At 40.6% G+C, this 18,928-nt stretch carries 11 protein-coding genes; 2 read left to right on the forward strand and 9 right to left on the reverse strand.

Going from position 1 to position 18,928, the window contains the following annotated elements:
- Positions 1-15 precede the first annotated feature (15 nt).
- The 3 genes from F944_RS05775 to F944_RS05785 form a co-directional block, all read right to left on the reverse strand.
- Positions 16-543: a DUF4124 domain-containing protein gene (locus F944_RS05775; RefSeq protein ID WP_004988056.1), complete on the reverse strand. Its 528-nt coding sequence runs from the start codon at positions 541-543 to the stop codon at positions 16-18.
- A gap of 282 nt (positions 544-825) precedes the next feature.
- Positions 826-5,358 carry a translocation/assembly module TamB domain-containing protein gene (locus F944_RS05780; protein ID WP_004988059.1) on the reverse strand — a complete coding sequence of 1,511 codons (4,533 nt, stop codon included), beginning with the start codon at positions 5,356-5,358 and terminating at the stop codon, positions 826-828.
- A gap of 23 nt (positions 5,359-5,381) precedes the next feature.
- Complete coding sequence (locus F944_RS05785) at positions 5,382-8,135, reverse strand: autotransporter assembly complex protein TamA (protein ID WP_004988061.1); 2,754 nt, start codon at positions 8,133-8,135, stop codon at positions 5,382-5,384.
- A 166-nt stretch (positions 8,136-8,301) separates the two neighbouring features.
- Between F944_RS05785 and F944_RS05790 the strand changes: the two genes are divergently transcribed.
- Together F944_RS05790 and coq7 are read left to right on the forward strand one after the other, a co-directional pair.
- Positions 8,302-9,621 (forward strand): MFS transporter, encoded by a 1,320-nt coding sequence (locus F944_RS05790; protein ID WP_004988063.1) that lies wholly within the window; start codon positions 8,302-8,304, stop codon positions 9,619-9,621.
- 4 nt (positions 9,622-9,625) lie between these two features.
- Entirely contained in the window at positions 9,626-10,261 is a 636-nt protein-coding gene (coq7, locus tag F944_RS05795; RefSeq protein ID WP_004988065.1) for a 2-polyprenyl-3-methyl-6-methoxy-1,4-benzoquinone monooxygenase, read from the forward strand.
- Between the two features lie 69 nt (positions 10,262-10,330).
- On the opposite strand, the gene F944_RS05800 is transcribed toward coq7, so the two are convergent.
- The 6 genes from F944_RS05800 to kdpA form a co-directional block, all read right to left on the reverse strand.
- Positions 10,331-10,888, reverse strand: coding sequence for a DUF2799 domain-containing protein (locus F944_RS05800; protein WP_004988067.1), 558 nt, complete (start codon positions 10,886-10,888; stop codon positions 10,331-10,333).
- Positions 10,889-11,000: 112 nt separating this feature from the next.
- On the reverse strand, positions 11,001-11,705 hold the full coding sequence (locus F944_RS05805; protein ID WP_004988069.1) for a response regulator: 705 nt from the start codon (positions 11,703-11,705) through the stop codon (positions 11,001-11,003).
- A 10-nt stretch (positions 11,706-11,715) separates the two neighbouring features.
- Positions 11,716-14,373, reverse strand: a complete 2,658-nt coding sequence (locus tag F944_RS05810) for a sensor histidine kinase (protein WP_004988071.1) — start codon at positions 14,371-14,373, stop codon at positions 11,716-11,718.
- Positions 14,374-14,430: 57 nt separating this feature from the next.
- Positions 14,431-15,027, reverse strand: coding sequence for a potassium-transporting ATPase subunit KdpC (kdpC, locus tag F944_RS05815; RefSeq protein ID WP_004988073.1), 597 nt, complete (start codon positions 15,025-15,027; stop codon positions 14,431-14,433).
- Positions 15,028-15,037: 10 nt separating this feature from the next.
- Positions 15,038-17,056 carry a potassium-transporting ATPase subunit KdpB gene (gene kdpB, locus F944_RS05820; protein ID WP_004988076.1) on the reverse strand — a complete coding sequence of 673 codons (2,019 nt, stop codon included), beginning with the start codon at positions 17,054-17,056 and terminating at the stop codon, positions 15,038-15,040.
- A 12-nt stretch (positions 17,057-17,068) separates the two neighbouring features.
- Positions 17,069-18,766, reverse strand: coding sequence for a potassium-transporting ATPase subunit KdpA (kdpA, locus tag F944_RS05825; RefSeq protein ID WP_004988083.1), 1,698 nt, complete (start codon positions 18,764-18,766; stop codon positions 17,069-17,071).
- Positions 18,767-18,928 lie beyond the last annotated feature (162 nt).

Raw genomic sequence — 18,928 nt, forward strand, 5'->3', positions numbered from 1 at the left:
GAAATTTTTAGTTTTTTATTTATTACATTCCATTCGAGTTCCGCTCATTTGACAGACACCGCCACGAGATGACAAATAAGTATTGCCTGTGACTTTATTATAATTATGTCCTTTATGATCACTACAGCGCACACCATTACAGTCTTTGATTACATAACTTTGTTTCTTTGTTGAAGCTTTATTCTGAGCGGCACTTTGACTGCTTCCAGCTTTATTTACTGTAACTGCATTTTCTTTTTCAACGGTAACAGGTTTTACAGTTTGCTTATTATTTTGTTTGTAGGGGCTGTAATATTCATCGGCGATAGCTGCATTGGATTTAAAATTGTCTGGTTTAGCCTTATCGTGATCAGACGCAGTGTTTTTTTGCGATACAAGTTGTGGCTCATTTGAGCGTTGTGTAGGCGGCGGCGTTGCTGAATACGTGGTTACGCCATGCGCATCTACCCATTTATAATATTGCTGAGCGTTTGTGTGTAACGTACAACCTAATAGCATTAAACTAATGACTGCCCAAAATCGTCCATAAATGACAGAATTCATCTCTACTTTCCCTAATTTGCCACAATTTTATTAAAATTAATCATTTAAATTCAATACTTTATATTAATATTATTCAGAAAAATGCACAATAATGTAGCTCAAAAATAAATACTTGCGTTTAAATTCTTGAATAGATATCCAAGCTCAAGTCGAATGGAAAAATTTTTATTTGATGGTACTTTTTTTAATTCAAAACATAGATGTTATTAAGGCATGTTAAATACAACTATTATTTTATTTGTCTAGAATAAGCCGCTCGAAAGCGGCTTATTTATTAAGTTCTTAAAAACGCCAGTTATAGAACAAATCGATTGCACGTTCCAAAGATTGACTGGCTTCAAGATAAAGACGTTTATTCATTTGGTAACGTAAAGTTAATTTATTCACAGGCGTAAACACACCTACGCCATAGCGAATAAACAAGTCAGGAGTAATATAACCCGTTAGACTCACCTGTGTATCATCACCAGTACCCTGCGCGTCTAATGCCAAACCACTTAAGCCAAAAGTGCGTCCGATTTGATTGGTAAGTGCACGAGTACCACCTAAGCCCATACTAATCCCAGCTGCGGCAATCGTGTTGTTAACATCTGATTTAAAGCCCGCTGTGTTGCTTAAACCACTATTACCCTCATTGATACGACCTGTCACCAGTGCATTGAGAGCTTCCTGCTCCGATAAACCTGCATCATTATAAATCTGGATATTGGGTACAGCGGCCGTACCTGTAACACGGACACCCACTGTACTGCCTTGAACAGATTTGTTGGCATCAACATCTAATGTCGGATTAGAAATTGGCCCATTAAAACGAGCAATCGCGCGATTTAAATCTAGGCTTTGTCCATACGCTTCTATTTTAACTTTTTGGCTAACACCAATTGCACCACTTGCGCGTAGCGCAGTTTCAAGTCCGCGTTGCGATAAATTGAGGCGACCCACCAAAGGAATCCGACTATTAAAGCCTTGAAAGATCACTCTTTCACTACCAATATTGACCGACACATCTGCACGAATATCCCACGGTTTAGCTGCTTTTAAGATCGCAAGTTGATCCTGTCCATCTCTAACAACCCGTACATCAGATGAAACTGCCACCACAGGTTCACTTGCTTCTGGCATAGAGATTAAAGCACGAGGAATATCTATTTTTCCATTTACGATCAGTCGTTTACTTAGCGGATAGGCATCCATTGATACATCTGGATTGACAATCGCGGTAATCAATGGTGCTTGACGAACAAGTAGATTATCACCCTTCAAATTTAATTGAACACGTGGATCATTTTTCCAGTCGATATTTCCTGTCAGTTGTCCAACGCCACGTCCACTATTAAACGCTCCATTAATTGTAGCGTTATCCTGACGGATCGCCGAATACAATTGAATATTAGTAAGATTGACAGGCAATGACATCATACTAATCGAACCATTTTTTAGACGTAAATCACCTGTAATTTGGGGCTGAGTCAAAGTTCCATTTATCTTTCCAGCCAGTGCTAAAGTTCCATTCATTGAACGGACATCACTAATGAAAGGTTTAAGCACTTTAAGTTGCACATTATCAAAGGCCACTTCTCCATTCATTGGCATAGGGGTTTGATAAGGATTAATAATGACTTTGGCATAGCCTGTACCAATTTCTGGTGTTTTGACATCTAATCTTAACAATAGGCCCTGACTGACACTTTTGGCAATCACACTGAGCTGATCATAACTTAAAGTCGATGCAGGATCTTGAGGGTCGGTAGCAGCCAATCCAATTTCACCATTTTGAGTGATTAATTGCGCGTCGAGTTTGGGCTGAGCACCATTTGCCCAAGATGCTTTAGCATAGCCATTGAGCTTACCTGTAATGGCTAAACCTTCTGGCATAAATGCTGCGAAATCATTTAAATCCAGATCTCGGGTTACAACTGAAAGATTTCCTCGTGCTTTACTGACTCTTAAAGGCTGATCCAGACAAAGCTGACTATTTTGGCTAGCCCAGCAATGCTGTCCAACAAATAATTCCTGATTGCCTGTGCTATAAATAACCGCAGCATTTTGCTGTTGCTTTAATACAGCACGGCGCGAGTCAAAAATACCCTGTTGAATTTGTCCAAGCCAGTCATTATTTTGGTTAAAACCACCTGCCAGTTGCACATAAAATTTTGAATAGTAGTTCCAGCCTTGTAACTGAACCAGATGTGCTTTACGCGTACCCGATAAAGTTATACCTGCGTATTGGATCTGACGTCCACCACGATGCAAATCATCTAACGTCGCTTTTAATGACGTTGGCGTGGTGTCAGAAGTTGGGAGTTCTCCCAATATTTGTATTTTTTTGACACTAATATCACCAAAACCAAAATTATCGACCACCAAATTTGCAGTCGCTTTTAGTCTTGGTTGAGCCTGAACATTCAAATATCCATAAGTACGACCACGTAATCCAGGATAAAGTTCATACATGGCAGGTGCATTGACCTTCAAACGTAAGTTTTGTGCATTACCAGAAGCCTGTACCTGATTTTTACCATAGGCCAAGAATAAGTTATTTGCCTCAAATTGCTGTGGTAAAAATCCTTTTTGATTAGAGTTCACTATCATCGATAGATTACCCGTACCACGAACGACTTTATTATTTAAAAAGCCCGCCATATTGAGTTTTTCGATATTAATTCGTTTGGAATTTTCAGCCCAGAGTCCTTGAGTTTTTAAGTTACCAGAGAGCTCACCTTTAACACTAGAAACAAAATATTGTGGCTTAAAACGAACCAGTGAAGCATTAATATCCCAACCAATTGCATTTTTTAAATTGACCGAACCTGATGCAAATATTTTACCCGCAACACCATTGTGCTGTAATTCAGCAATTTTTATAAAATCTGGCGTTCCTGAAATATTAAACTTAAGTAAGCCTTTGCCCTGATTAAATGCATTTAGACCACCATCATAGCGAACTGCAAAACCTTTAAATCCACCACCCGATTTTTCATCATGAAAAACGATTGCAGCAGTACTTTTTCCAGTCAGTTCGATCATTTCATTTTGAGTAGAATTTGCCATACGACCTTTTAATGAGATCGCATCAAATTGGATAATCTGCTGATTCGGCTTGGCATAACCATTTGCCTTGATTTCACCATTGAGCAAATTTACAGGCGCGGCAGTAGTAATCGTTTGTGGATTAAAGTCTTTCGCATTTAAAATGGCATTCCATTTAAGTTGACGCTTTTCTGATGGCAGTTCAACTTTAGCCTGACCACTCAAACTACCTTTTTGAAGCGACTGATAGGTAAATGCAGGAACATTCAAGATATTATCTTTTAAATTCAAGCGCGCTTCATATTGACCCGCAGGCAACGTCGCTTGTTCATGCGTACGGACATTGGTCGCGACATGGATATCTTGTTTACCTTCCACCAAGGCCAAATTGACCTGTCCTTCATCACTATCTAGCCAACCAATATAAGGCATGGCACGATCAATATTTTTCCATGAAACATCCAGAATCATCGGTTGAACGTTTTGTTGCGATGCTTTTTGTTGTGCTGTTTTTTGTGGTGTAGTCTGAGCCTGATTAAGTTTAACTAACCACGATTCATACTTATCAAAATCAAGATTTGCGGTCAGCGCTGTGCCTTTTTCGAGTGAACCGGCTGATGCGATATTGGCATCCAACGATGGCGGTAAAAAGTCGACGATTGCTTGAGGAATCACTTTATCTTTTGGATTAAGATGATTCAGGCGTCCTTTGACGTCCCAAGTGACGTGATCATGCCAGCCAACATGTCCTGCTAAGCTCACAAAACCCTGCATGAGTTGACCATTAAAGTCATGAATATCGAGACCATTAACCAGATCGGTAGACATTAATGAGGTGTACTGACCTTCTGGAATATTTTCGCCCTTTAAGTCTGTTGCCAGATCCAGATCCAGTTTGTCTACATTTCCTTTAAACTTGGCCGTACCATCCTTAGAAAATAATTTTTGCTCTGTGAGTAATGGCCAATGATAATTTTTAAAATTAAGCTGACCAAACATCGGCACGCCTTCACGCACAGGATGAACCACCACCCAACCTGTCAGCAAATCTGGGGTATTGGTTGCAACGCCTGCTTTTATAGTGTCTAAACTTCCGTTTGCCGCGACTTTAATCGTATCAATATTTAAACTTTTTAACGAAGGTATAATTAAATCTGCACGCGCATTTAGAGGATATTTACCATTAAATGTCATTTTTCCTGTGGCATTGTCTACCGCAAGGTAGCCCATATTCATACGGGAATTTTCAAATTTTAGTTCTGTCCCCGACCAAACTGCATCTTCAAGATAAATATCATGAAAATCGACTTTCGATTTGACGGTTTGGATCACTAGATGATCAATTTCAGCCTCATTCAGTCGTAACACAAATGGCAATTTAATTTCACTAAATTTGAAAGGTTCATTACTCGGTGGAGAATGGCTAATAATTTGTAAATTACGTACATCTGCACGTCTTAAGTGAATCTCTTTACTCAAAATTGCGCGCCAGCCCAAAGACACATCGGCTTTGTCAATTTTGACGTCCAGATCTTTTAGTTTCACCCAAATATTTTTTAAAATAATACCTTTTAAAAGATTCCCGCCATCGTACTCGTAACTCAGAATATGTTGACGCTCCATGACCCGATCTAGCAGAAATTTACTGCCCCGATCCGTGGTAAACATCACACCTAAAGCAGCCACTAAAAATATAATAACAATAAGCAGCGTCAAAAGTGCATTTCTCAGAATGCGACGCTTTTTAGGAGGTGTAGGAGTAGCCGGTTGTTCTACGTCAGCCATAATAATCCTGAGTCAAATTTATTTTAAAGTTGTGAACCAATAAAGAAATGCAATCGAATTGGATGATTATCATCGGAAATCCCTGATGCAACATCCAGTCGAATTGGACCAATAGGTGATTTCCAGCGAATTCCCACGCCTACACTATAAGCCGTATCATTTTTAAATTTTTCATCATAAGCATTACCAAAATCCGAAAATAACGCTGCGCGCCAGCCATCCTTAAATTGGTAGTTATATTCAAGTGAACCAACAGCCAGTGCTTGTCCACCGACTTTATAGCCATATTCTTCTGGAGAAAGACTTTTATAATCAAAACCACGTATGGTTTGGTCACCGCCAGCAAAAAATCTTAAATTATAAGGAACTTTGTCAAAATCATCGGTAAAGATATAACTTAAATCAGAACGTCCGACAAATTGATGATCATCGTTTTCACCCAAGGAATAAATAAAACGCCAACCCGCGGTTAAAATAGCCATATTGGCATCGGACAATAATGACTCACTCCCCAACTCAACTTTATAACTTTGTTTAAACCCGCGCGTTGGGTTAATACTGCTATTGCTCGTTGTTTTTGAAAGTTCATATCCGAACAATAAAGCTTCTTGTTCTGCATCTGAACCCGGGACTTTAAATGCATCAGGAATATCATCACTATCCACAACACCATGCTGAGTTAAGCGATCCAGTCGATAGCGAAAACCAAAACTATGTTGCCATCCTCCTAGCGGATTTTTGATGATGCGTTCTGCCCCGAATACCGCAGATTCAGTCTCTAGGCTCACATCAGGGCCGATGTCATCACGATCTTCACGCTCATATCCACCAACCAGATTAATATAATCATTAATTGGATCTTTATAGGGAATACTATAACGCCCATCTATGGCCTGACGTATCTTTGATAGTTCAAGGTTAGCGTCAAAAGAATGCCCCAAACTATTTACAATGGCGCGTCGGTATTGAGTTCGAATACGAAATTCAGTATCCGTGCCATAACCAATACCTGTTTCCACACTGTTTAAACGATCAGCATTTAAGGTCACGATGACAGGCACTTTCTTTTCTTCGCGTGCCTGAGCCTGTAATTGGTCATTTTCAGAAGCACGTTGCTGCATCTTTTGTTGTTCAGCTTGTGATTTTTCACTTTGCTGATCAGTTGGCTGAGTCCCCGCAAATTGAGTTTCATCAGCTACATTTTGCGTGACTTCTTGACCAGATTTTGCATCCGCTTTTTGCAAGGAAGCCACTTGCTGCTCTTCAATTTTTTGCTGATCAACCAATTCTTGTAAGTCAGGTGGTAATTCCAATGGCTTTTCAATTGGATCAGGTTTGATGGTATCGACCAAGGTATAATTAAAATAACGCGAATTGGTCAGGTTATTGGCTAATGTATTCACACGCCAAAAAGCATAATCATCCCCATCTTTCCACGGCGTCATGCTTTTCAGGACTTTCATTTTTAATGGTAATTTTTTCGATGGGTCACTCATTCTGAATTCGACATTGCCCAGCTTATAACGCTCACCTGTTTCGTACTTTAAATTAATCGCTGCGGTGTCTTCTGGTTGTTTCACCTTGACATCATGTAAACGCCAATAAGCATCAAAATAACCATTATCTGAAGCTGATTCTACAATACGGCTTTTCGTTTGTTCATATTTACCATGATTTAAAATATCACCGACATCCAGATCTGGTACTAAACGAATGACCTGAAATTGTGGAGTGTTTGCGCCTGCTCCAGAAAACTCAATATTTTGCTCTTCAACTTTAACTGGATTATTTGGTGTCACGGTAACTTTGACTTTGCTATCGCTGATTTTTTCAAAATTAAACTTGGCATTGTAATAGCCCACAGCCTGAGCAGCTTGATTACTTAAACTGCGTAATTGAGGTAAGGCTGCATTAAAATCACCAAAGGCTTCCTGAGTATAACTAGATAATTTGGCGCTAATATTTGCTGCCAAGTCAGCAGGTGCTCCGACCACTTCTGCACTAATCCGAGGATCAGCTTTAGCTGTATTAAAACTTCGAGAAGGTCTAATTTTATAAAGAATGCGCCGAAAAAAACCGACTTTTTCATCTTGGTTATCGGCATGCACTTCAGCAATATCATTTAACGAACGTCCTGAACTATTCGCTTCAACCGTAATTTGCTGATCAGATTGAATGTGTTGCATTAAGCTATCAACATTCACAGGCGCTTGATTAATTTGGGCAAGCTCCTGCGCTGTTGGGGCGCTAACACCCGTTTCTGCAACTTTGGATGTCCCATTTCTAGCGTTAGCAGCTTCTCGTTTGGCTTCTTCCGCCACCTTAAAGATTTCGTTTGCCATATTGGCATCAACTTGTGTCTCAGGTATATCTTGTAGATCTTCAAATTCTATCGGTTTAAATGCCTCAATTTTATTTCCAGCTTGTTCTTGTTGTTGTAATAAAGCCTCACTATCTTGTTGAGATAGGTTCTGAGAAGAATTGACCGAAGACAAATCAGCAACATGCTGAGGATTGCTAGATGTAGTCTGATCGGGTTGAATGGCTACAGCATCAGTACTATTTTTTTGTTGAGTATTGGCTATTTCTGACTGAAAACTTTGACTTAAACTTGAAGAAATAGAGGTATCTGAAATACTTTCAGCATGAGCAACAGGCGAAAAATATAAACTCAACAGCATGCTTGAACAGATGAATTTATTGATATCATGCACATTTAAAATAAAACGTACAGATTGGGCAAGAGTTGTATGTCTAAATTTAATATTTGCAAGCATGTAAAACTCTAGGCTTATTTTAATCGGAATCGCTTTAATGTATATAAATACACGGAAATCAATTGATTTTTCAATGTATCAACCGTCAAAAATATCATACATGATTTTCAAGGTGGTTTAACAAATTCATCACATTTCTTAATAAATCGCAATGAAGTTTTAAAAAATGAAAAATGACAGCAACCTTCTGACATCACGTCGATTTTTACCTATGTTTCTAACGCAGTTTTTCGGTGCGTTGAATGATAATGTTTATAAACAGGCGTTGCTACTTGTCATTACATATGGGCTCATCAGCCAACAATCTGCCAGCGTAAGCACCTTAAACAACCTTGCAGCACTTTTATTTATTTTGCCGTATTTTATTTTTTCTGCCACTGCTGGCCAAATTGCAGATAAGTATGAACGTGCCAGTCTGGTTCGTGCGATTAAGATTCTTGAAATTATCATTATGCTGATTGGTTCTGTTGGCTTTATAACAGGACATTTATTTCTGTTAATGGTGGCTTTATTTTTGATGGGCGTTCATTCCACTTTTTTTGGTCCAATCAAATACGCGATTTTGCCTGAGATTTTAAAGCCCAATGAATTGATGTCTGGCAATGCCTTATTTCAATCTGGAACATCAATTGCGATCTTGCTGGGTATGATTTTGGGTGGCGCAGTGATTTCTTCATCGCATGGTAATTTGACTTGGATTAGCATCACTGTAGTCAGCATTGCAGTGCTTGGTTATATGTGTAGTCGCTTTATTCTGCCGCAAAAAATTGCTGAACCTGATTTAAAAATTGACTGGAATTTTTTTAGAACCAGTTTTCAAACCATCAAATATGCCAAAAGTATTCCTTTAATTTTTACGATTTTACTGGGTAATTCATGGTACTGGTTTTATGGCGCAACCTACCTGACGCAAATTCCACAACTGACTCAGCAAAATTTACATGCCTCGGAAAATGTCGTGAGTCTCCTTCTGACTTTTTTCTCAGTCGGGATTGGAGTAGGTTCGTTGCTTTGCCGTAAAATTGGTGGATCCGAACTGAATATCAAAATGGTGCCAATTGGTGCAATTGGTCTAACAGTCTTTGCTTTTTATCTGGCTGCGAGTCTGGCGTTTGTCCCAGAAAAAACAGGCGCGTTACTTTCTTTAAAAGAGATGTTTACCTCAGGATGGGTGTATTATCATGTCATGCTTGCCGTCACATTATTAGGGATTAGCGGTGGATTTTATATTGTGCCACTCTATGCCATGATGCAGGCTTATTCACCGCGTTCGCATCGCGCGCGCGTTGTCGCTGCAAACAATATTTTGAATGCTGTGTTTATGGTGTCATCAGCAGTATTTTCAATTATTATTTTAAGTATTTTAAAAATTGACATTAAAATTCTTTTTATTATTACGGCTGTCTTGAGTGCTATTTTTTCAGTTTGGTTACTGCGTAAGTTACCACCCATGTTAAATTCAGCACATGATTCTCTGGAGGATTAATTCCATGCGTCACTATACGGGTATCGACCGATTGATCAACTCTTTCGATCAAGCATTAAGAAGTTTAGTTCCTGGAGCGACTGCGGCGCATCGCAGCAACCCAGCCGAACAAACTGATGCGCCGCTAACAGTCAGTGATGCGCGTCATGTCGCTGGCTTGATGCGAGTCAATCATAGTGGTGAAGTCTGTGCGCAAGCGCTTTATCATGGTCAGGCGCTCACTGCAAAACTACCCAATGTACGCCGTGAAATGGAACAAGCCGCAATTGAGGAACAAGATCATCTGGCTTGGTGTGAAGATCGCTTAAAAGAGCTAGATAGCGTCCCTAGTTTACTCAATCCCATCTGGTACGGCCTTTCATTTGGCATGGGTGCAATTGCAGGTATTGCAGGTGATAAATATAGTTTGGGCTTCGTTGCGGAAACTGAGCGTCAAGTGAGTGCTCATTTGATCGATCATTTAAATCAATTACCCGCTTATGATGAACGTTCAAAGCGTATTTTAGAGCAAATGAATGAAGATGAATTGCATCATCGCGATACCGCACTAAATGCAGGTGGTGTTGATTTACCTTTTCCTGTCAAAATCACCATGACTGCAATTTCAAAGCTGATGACCAAGACCAGTTATTATGTTTAATTTAATCAATTAAATAAGTAACTAAAGAGTCTAAAAAAGCCCTCTCACTGAACTTGAGAGAGCTTTTGATTATTTCAAGCCATGTTGATATTTAAACCTTTCCAGATCTCGAATCGCATCACGATAGTCACGATTAATTCGGTCAGAATCATTTTGCAGCTCCTTTAGGAGTTTGCGATATCGCTCACGATCTTCTGGTTTAAGTTTGTCATCATAAGATTTGCGTGAATATTCTTTGAAATGATCCTGATAACGCTGATAATCTTGTTCAGCATTATAGTACTCTCGTGCAGCCTGATCGTAACTCCTTAATTGACCACGAGTTTCTACAGGGCAAACTTGATAATTGCCATTGCCTTTTAGTGCTTCATAAAAAATATTCTCGGGTTGACAATAGTATGTTTGCCCTTTGCGATAGCCTTGTTCATATTGAATCTGATTTGGCTTGATATCTGCTTTTGAACAGGCTTTATAATATTGATCTAGCCGACGTTCCTGCGCATTCGAACCATCTTTTTCACCAACTGCTACCCAATTTGCTGTTTTACATTCATCCAGACTCATTGCGGCACAACCTGAAAGTAAAACAGACGCAATCGCCAGACCTAAAATTGTTATTTTCATCATTAACCCGAGCTACACATTTTATAAGATACATTTAATGAATGAACAAGTATGGCATCATTCATAGTCAAACTTTATAAGACGATTCAATAGTTGTTTTAAAAATAAACATCGTTTATATAAATCGCAATCCCACACCAGCTACCGTTTCTATATATTTAGGTTGTAGTGCATCGTCCCCTAGTTTGCTACGCAACTTTGCCACCAAGATTCGAAGATAATGCGTATCTTCCTGATGCGTTGGCCCCCAAAGCTCTTTAAGCAATTGTGGTTGAGTCACGAGTTGCCCTCGATGTTTTAATAATAACGCCAAAAGTTGAAATTCTTTACGACTCAGATTAATCAAATTTCCCTGAATAAAAACCTGATGCTGTGCCAAGTCAACCTTTAAATGATGATCATCAAAATCGATCTGATCTTTTACCCCAGTTGTAGCCTGCGAACGTAGTACAACCCGAATCCGCGCCATAAGTTCGGGCACACTAAAGGGCTTGGTCATATAATCATTTGCACCTGCATCCAGTAAAGCAACTTTTTCCTGCTCATCAGCACGGACAGACAATACAATAACTGGCACATTCGACCAGGTTCTCAGCTCCTGCAATACTTCACGCCCATCCAGATCAGGCAAACCCAAATCCAGAATTACCAATTCCGCTCCTTGAGTTGCAAGCACCTCCAGTCCTTTCATCCCTATTTCACAAAGCATCGTTTTGTAGCCTTGTGCACGTAAGGCAATGTCCAGAAATTTTCGGATTTGTGGCTCATCATCAATCACCACGATGCGCGTTTCAACGGAACTTTGTAGAGTCTGATTCATTTTTTTTAATTCATGTTTGTTCTGGATGAATAGGTAAACGTATTCTAATCAGTGTTCCCTGTTGATCGCTACCTGTTGTCGCTGCGATTTCACCCATATGAGCACCAATGATTGCTTTGACGATAGTGAGTCCAAGCCCTGTTCCAAAGCGTCCCCGATCTCCACGTTCCATCGTATAAAACATGTCAAAGATTCGATTACGTTCATCTTCGGGGATTCCAACACCGCGATCTTCTATTTCAATTTGTAGCGTCTGATCATCCCATTTTCGAGTACGCACCTGAATCGGCTGATCCACAGGAGAAAATTTTGCGGCATTTTCCAGCACGTTAAAAATTGCCTGTTCAATCAAGGCAGGGTGCACATATAGTTCTATCGGTTGCTCTGCCCGCTGAATATCAATCTTGATCTCAGGCATATAGCGTTTTAGCCGTTGAGTTGCTGAACCTATCAGTTCATCCAGACCAATCCAGTCACGATTTAGTTTGAGACCATCATGACCCAGTCTGGTCATATCCAATAGATTTTGAATATAGCGATCTAGCCGTTCACCTTCAAGACGAATCGTATCAAGCAATGTATCCTGATCCTCTTGAGACAAAGCAGAGTGATAATTTTTCAGGGTATCGGCAGAACCCATCATCGACGCCAAAGGTGATCGTAAATCGTGTGAAACTGATGAAAGTAATGCAGAACGAAGTCGCTCGGTCTCACCCATAATTTTCGCTTGTTCCAGTTCATCTACCAGTTGAGTACGCAACATGGATTGGGCAATTTGTTCGACCATCGATTCGATCAGGCGTTTTTGCTCCACATTCAAAGCAATCCGTTGCTGAGTTAAATCTAGTCCCAATACTCCCAGATTTTGTTTCTGAGCTAAAAGTGGCATAAACCACCAGTCAATCTGGCTAAGTGTATCGGTATATTTGCCACAGCCTTGTTGATGCTTCAAACACCAATCCGCTGCAATTCTTTCTTTATCGCTTAATGCTCGATCAGAATGAATCATGTTATTTTGTGCAATCATGATCCAGACAGGAAAATTAAACTGTTGTTGAAAAGCGGTTTGTGCAATCTGAATGACATCATCTAAATGAACTGCACTGGATAATCGTGCGGTGACATCCTGCATACGACTGCTATAGGCATTCGCTGCCCGAAGTGACAATACCTGTTGCCGCAAGCGTGATGCAAGACGACTGGCTATCAACGCGGCAGCTAAGTAGGCAATAACGGTGACAACACCTTGATGAGCTGAAATCTGGAAAGTAAAACGCGGCTCGATAAAGAAAAAATTATAGGCAAAGAAAAAAAGCATGGCGGTAATCACCGCTGCCAACATCCGCGTCTTGGTCGCAACCAATAATACGGCCACGATAAAAATAATCGATAAATCATCGACTCCGACATACACTTCCGCTATTCGTGCCAAGATAATACTTGTAAATGTCACCATCAAAATGAAGAAAATTTCTTTTAAGCTCAATAAAGAGAAGTAAACATCTTGCCCTAATGGCTTTTGATTAATGCTATCACTTAAAGGTTCCAACACTACTTCAAGTCGCTGATTTTTTTCTAATAAAATGGAATGAAGCGGTCTTTTAAAAAGTAGTTTTAAGCCTGTAGATGGGTGATAACCCAAAATCATGGATGAAATTGATTTTTCCTGAATCGCATCATTCAATGTTTGAGCCACTTTAACACCATATAAAATTTCGGTTCTCCCCCCTAATTGACGTGCCAATTGAAATGCCTGTTCGACTTCCAACTGAACAGGCGCATATTTTTTTTGATCGGCGTAAAAACTCTCCTGAGCCACATGTACTACCGTCCATGACAATGCTCGTTTTTCAGCAAAACGACTGGCTGCTCGTACTAAATATTCTGACTGACCTCGTCCATCAATCGCGACCATCATCTCATTTTTTAACGGAATTGAACACGTGCCTTGCGCAAGATAAGTTTCTCTCAAATCCGACTCGACATGCTCTGCGACAAATTGCATCGCCAATTCACGTAAAGCTGTCAAATTTTGAATACTAAAAAAACGTTGTAAAGCCGATTGCGCCTGATCAGGCAGATAAACCTTACCCTGCTGCAAGCGTTCAATCAGTTCATTTACGGGCAAATCGATCAGCCGAATATCGCGAATACGGTCAAACACCCGATCTGGTACGGTTTCTGAAACCCGAATCCCTGTCAACTGATAAACCACGTCATTCAAACTTTCCAGATGTTGAATGTTCATGGTGGTAAATACATCTATGCCAGCATCTAACAGTTCATTCACATCCTGCCAGCGCCGCTCATGACGGCTATTGGGAATGTTACGATGTGCCAGTTCATCAACAAGGACTATCGTGGGACGCAAGGTTAAAATGGCATCCAGATCCATTTCATCAAAATATTGCTCTTTATAAAGAATTTTTTTACGTGCTAATATTTTTAAACCTTCAGTTAAGGCAATGGTCTCAGCCCGACCATGAGTTTCCACAATACCAACTGTAATATCAACACCTTGGCGCGATAATTCCTGCGCACGGCTTAACATGGCATAGGTTTTACCAACGCCCGGAGCCGCTCCTAAAAAAACGGTCAAACGCCCTGCCTGATATCGCTGAACATGATTCAGTAATGCCGAAGCCTGATCTTCACGTGCTGTGGTCATATTAATATTTCACTCAAAAATACGTCCCTGTATCAAATGATTTTGATCCATTTATGGTTATGGATGAAGTTGATCTAAAGCCAGATTCAATTCAAGCACATTTACACGTGCTTGTCCCAACAGTCCAAATTGTTTCGATTCAGTATGTTGATGGACAATATTCATCACTTGCTGCGTTGATAAATGTCTGAGTTGAGCAATACGCTCCACCTGTAACTGCGCTGCTTCTGGACTAATATGTGGATCAATCCCACTGCCCGATGCAGTCACCAAATCACTCGGAATTTGGTTTTCATCAACATGATTGGCTTTTGCAGTATCGACCAAGCGCTGTTCAATTTTTGCTTTCAGTTCAGGATTAGTCACCGCCAGATTACTTCCTGACATCGCCATCGGATCATAGTTCGCGGCCGAAGGTCGTGACATAAAATAGCGAGGATTTTGAAAATTCTGTGCAACCAGTGAGGAACCCTCAATCCTCTGACTCTTTTCAATCAAACTTCCGTTAGACTGTGCAGGAAAGAGTAACTGCCCTAGTCCTGTTGCCACACTGCTATAAAGCAAACCGAACCCTAAAAGGCTGACCAAACTTAGTCCAATAGCAGGACGTAATATTGCAGAACGAGGTTCAACATATTGTACCGATGATTTCATGTCCTACTCCTTATACAGCTAAAATATGAACTAAAATAAGATCAATGGCTTTGATTGCAATAAACGGTAAAACCACGCCACCTACACCATAAATCAGCATATTACGGCGTAATAATTGAGTTGCTGTCGAGGGTTTGAATTTCACACCACGCAAAGCAATTGGAATCAGTAATGGAATAATGATCGCATTGAAAATCAGTGCTGCCAAAATTGCATTGTTTGGACTGGAAAGCTGCATGATATTCAGTTTTTGCATTTGTGGAATGGCAGCAGCAAACAGTGCAGGTAAGATTGCAAAGTATTTAGAGACATCATTAGCCAATGAAAAAGTGGTCAGTGCACCGCGCGTAATCAATTGTTGCTTACCAATTTCAACCACAGCCAAGAGTTTGGTTGGATCGGAATCCAGATCAACCATATTCCCCGCCTCTTTAGCAGCCTGAGTGCCTGAGTTCATGGCCAAACCAATATCTGCCTGCGCCAATGCAGGTGCATCATTGGTTCCGTCTCCCACCATGGCGACCAGATGACCATCTTGTTGCTCTTTACGAATACACGCTAATTTATCTTCAGGACGTGCTTCTGCAATATAATCATCCACGCCCGCTTCCGCCGCAATTGCAGCAGCGGTCAGTGGATTATCGCCTGTGACCATCACGGTTTTAATACCCATTTCACGTAAACGGGCAAACTTTTCTTTAATACCGTGCTTGATCACATCAGAGAGTTCAATTACCCCTAAAATGTGCTGTTGATTGGCAACCACCAATGGCGTTGCACCTTTTGAAGCAACTTGTTCAACTCGAGCTTTTAACTCGACATCGGCTTGCGAGTGCTGTACAAATTTTAAAATCGCATCTAGAGCACCTTTACGAATCTGTTGACCATTTTCCAGATTGACACCTGAAATACGTGATGAAGCATTGAACGCAATAAATTCAGCATTCTCAGGCTCAATCGCTTGCAAGCCTTGTTCTCTTGCCAATTTAACAATCGATTTACCTTCTGGGGTTGGATCAGCCAAAGAGCTCACCCAAGCTGCCATTCTTAAATCAGCCTCAGAAACCGATGTCAGGGGATAAAATGCAGTCGCTTGACGGTCACCATAGGTAATCGTTCCTGTTTTATCTAAAAGCAAGACATCAATATCACCCGCAACTTCAACAGCCTTACCAGATTTTGCTAGAACATTGGCTTTGAGTGCTCGATTCATCCCTGCGATGCCAATCGCTGGCAATAATCCCCCAATCGTGGTTGGAATCAAACACACCAGTAATGCCACTAAAACCACTGGACTGATACTGATCTGCAAATAGCTGGCGATAAAAGGCAAACTCGCCACGACCATGACAAAAGTCAATGTCATCACCATGAGTAAAATACCCAGTGCGATCTCATTCGGTGTTTTTTGACGGTTTGAACCTTCAACCAAAGCAATCATGCGATCTAGAAAGCTATTTCCCGAATCGGCAGTTACCTGCACAATAATAGAATCGGTCAATACTTTAGTGCCACCAATGACCCCTGATCGATCTGTTCCTGCTTCACGCAATACAGGCGCAGACTCACCTGTCACCGCTGCTTCATTAATTGTCGCAAAACCTTCAACAATTTCACCATCAGCAGGAATTAACTCGCCTGCGTGAACTTCAATAAAATCATTAATTTTAAGCTGAGTGGCCGCAATTTCATGTGTTGTACGATTCTGTAATGATTCCAGTTTTCTTGCGACTAGATTTTGTCGTGCCTGACGCAATGAAGAGGCCTGTCCACGCCCTCTGGCTTCAGCTATCGCTTCTGCATAGTTGGCAAATAATACAGTTATAAAGAGTATGATCGTAACTAGACTACCAAACAACCATTCGGTATAGCCTGCCACTGTACTAAATGCCGTAATTAGTGTGCCTAACCAGACAATACCCATGACTGGATTTTTCAACATGTGTTGAGGCAGTAATTTGACAAAAGCACTTTTTATCGCTTCGATGCGCTGTTGACTCGTTTGTTGAGACTGAATTTGAGTTGACATAGTTATTCCTCCTTAACCCAACTGCATACTGAGATAGTCCGCAATTGGCCCAAGGACTAAAATCGGCATAAATTGCAACAAGGTTAAAGTGATGACGACCGCAATTAAGGTCAATGAAAAGGTAGGTGTTTCTACTTTTAAGCTTCCTGAACTTTCGGGAGCCTGACGTTTCTGAGCAAGACGAACAGCAATCATGAGAGGAATAATCAAGGCTGGAAAACGACCCAGTAATAAAACTGCACTACAGCTTAAATTCCACCAAATTGTGTTATCACCCAAGCCTTCAAAACCCGAACCATTATTGGCAAATGCAGACACATATTCATAGAACACCTGACTAATTCCATGCGCACCCGCATTACTAATGCCCGATATCGCAGGATTAACCAGCGTGATTGCGGTAAAAGCTAAAATCACAATCGGTTGTAGCAAAATGAGAATGGCCAATAACTTAATTTCAGCCGCTTCAATTTTACGACCAAATAATTCAGGAGTACGCCCAGTCATTAACCCAGCGATAAACACGGTAAGTAGCAAATAAACGATAAATTGCTGTAAACCGCATCCAATCCCGCCCCAGATCGCATTGATCAACATATTGCTCAAGGCAACCAATCCAGTTAATGGTGCAGATGAGTCATGCATCATATCGACCGAACCATTGTTTACCTGCGTGGTGACTGCTGCCCATAATGCTGAAGATGCGGCACCAAAGCGTTGTTCTTTACCTTCCATGACTGTGATTTGATGTGCAGTTGCAGTTAAACTTTCTGACCAGATTGATGCGGTCGCAGAAAGGACGGACATCAACAACATGGTTCCGAACACAAATACGGCAAAGCGTTTACGTTGAGTGAAATATCCCACCATAAAAATCAATGAGACTGGAATGAGGAGAATTGCCAGCATTTCCAGAAAGTTTGAAAATGGTGTAGGATTTTCCAGTGGGACACTACTATTAGGTCCATACCATCCCCCACCATTACTGCCTAATTGCTTAATGGCAACCATTGGAGCAACAGGACCTAGTGGAATTTTTTGTAATTGTTTTTCTACAGAATGATCTAGTACTTGTACTTCTGGACCACCCTGAAAAGTTGCAGGAACCCCCTGCCAATTCAATAATAATGACCAGATTAAGCACAATGGCATTAAGAAACGCACCGTAGGACGGACTAAGTCTGACCAATAATTTCCCAATTGGATTGATTCAGAAGTCAGATTATCATTATTTTTTTTCTGTAGAAAAAAAGCTCTAAGCGTTGCCACAGCCAAAGCCAAGCCCATCATCGGGGTAATCACCTGCAAACCCACGATTGCTGTCATTTGTGAAAAATAAGATAGTTGAGCCTGACCTGAATAATGTTGTTGATTGGTATTGGTTAAAAAAGAAATAGTGGTGTGTAAAGCCAAATCCCAACTCATATTTGGGGCTTGATTTGGATTTAACGGCAGCCATGCTTGGGTCATAAAAATGCAAGTTGATAAAACCAATAACACTACACAACTTACTAAAAATGCGGCGATATATTGGCGAAGTCCCATCTGCTGTTCTGGCTTTATCCCCAAAATCCCGTAAATAGGTCTTTCAATCCAACCAAACATGACATCAGATTTCATCGGCTGATTCGCCATGACCTTCGCCAGATATTTACCCAATGGCCAAGCAAGTAAAATGACTAATGCAAGTAATAAATAAAGTTCTAGCATGACAAAATCCCCTGTAAACGACAGAGATTTTTCATCTGAAATGTGAATAATGATTGAAGACTTTTTAGACTTTGCCCTTCGAGTGTAGAGCTAAAAATGCTACCGACATAGACGCTAGACATTATTATATTCCTGAAATTGAAACGGATTTCCCGAATCTCA

Source organism: Acinetobacter ursingii DSM 16037 = CIP 107286 (assembly GCF_000368825.1).
Lineage (GTDB): Bacteria > Pseudomonadota > Gammaproteobacteria > Pseudomonadales > Moraxellaceae > Acinetobacter > Acinetobacter ursingii.

Bases quoted from the DNA above. Each gene is read 5' to 3' on its own strand.
- kdpA (WP_004988083.1), bottom strand. From the start codon at position 18,766: ATGCTAGAACTTTATTTATTACTTGCATTAGTCATTTTACTTGCTTGG.
- F944_RS05775 (WP_004988056.1), bottom strand. From the start codon at position 543: ATGAATTCTGTCATTTATGGACGATTTTGGGCAGTCATTAGTTTAATG.
- F944_RS05790 (WP_004988063.1), top strand. From the start codon at position 8,302: ATGAAAAATGACAGCAACCTTCTGACATCACGTCGATTTTTACCTATG.
- coq7 (WP_004988065.1), top strand. From the start codon at position 9,626: ATGCGTCACTATACGGGTATCGACCGATTGATCAACTCTTTCGATCAA.
- F944_RS05805 (WP_004988069.1), bottom strand. From the start codon at position 11,705: ATGAATCAGACTCTACAAAGTTCCGTTGAAACGCGCATCGTGGTGATT.
- F944_RS05800 (WP_004988067.1), bottom strand. From the start codon at position 10,888: ATGATGAAAATAACAATTTTAGGTCTGGCGATTGCGTCTGTTTTACTT.
- kdpB (WP_004988076.1), bottom strand. From the start codon at position 17,056: ATGTCAACTCAAATTCAGTCTCAACAAACGAGTCAACAGCGCATCGAA.
- kdpC (WP_004988073.1), bottom strand. From the start codon at position 15,027: ATGAAATCATCGGTACAATATGTTGAACCTCGTTCTGCAATATTACGT.
- F944_RS05785 (WP_004988061.1), bottom strand. From the start codon at position 8,135: ATGCTTGCAAATATTAAATTTAGACATACAACTCTTGCCCAATCTGTA.
- F944_RS05780 (WP_004988059.1), bottom strand. From the start codon at position 5,358: ATGGCTGACGTAGAACAACCGGCTACTCCTACACCTCCTAAAAAGCGT.
- F944_RS05810 (WP_004988071.1), bottom strand. From the start codon at position 14,373: ATGACCACAGCACGTGAAGATCAGGCTTCGGCATTACTGAATCATGTT.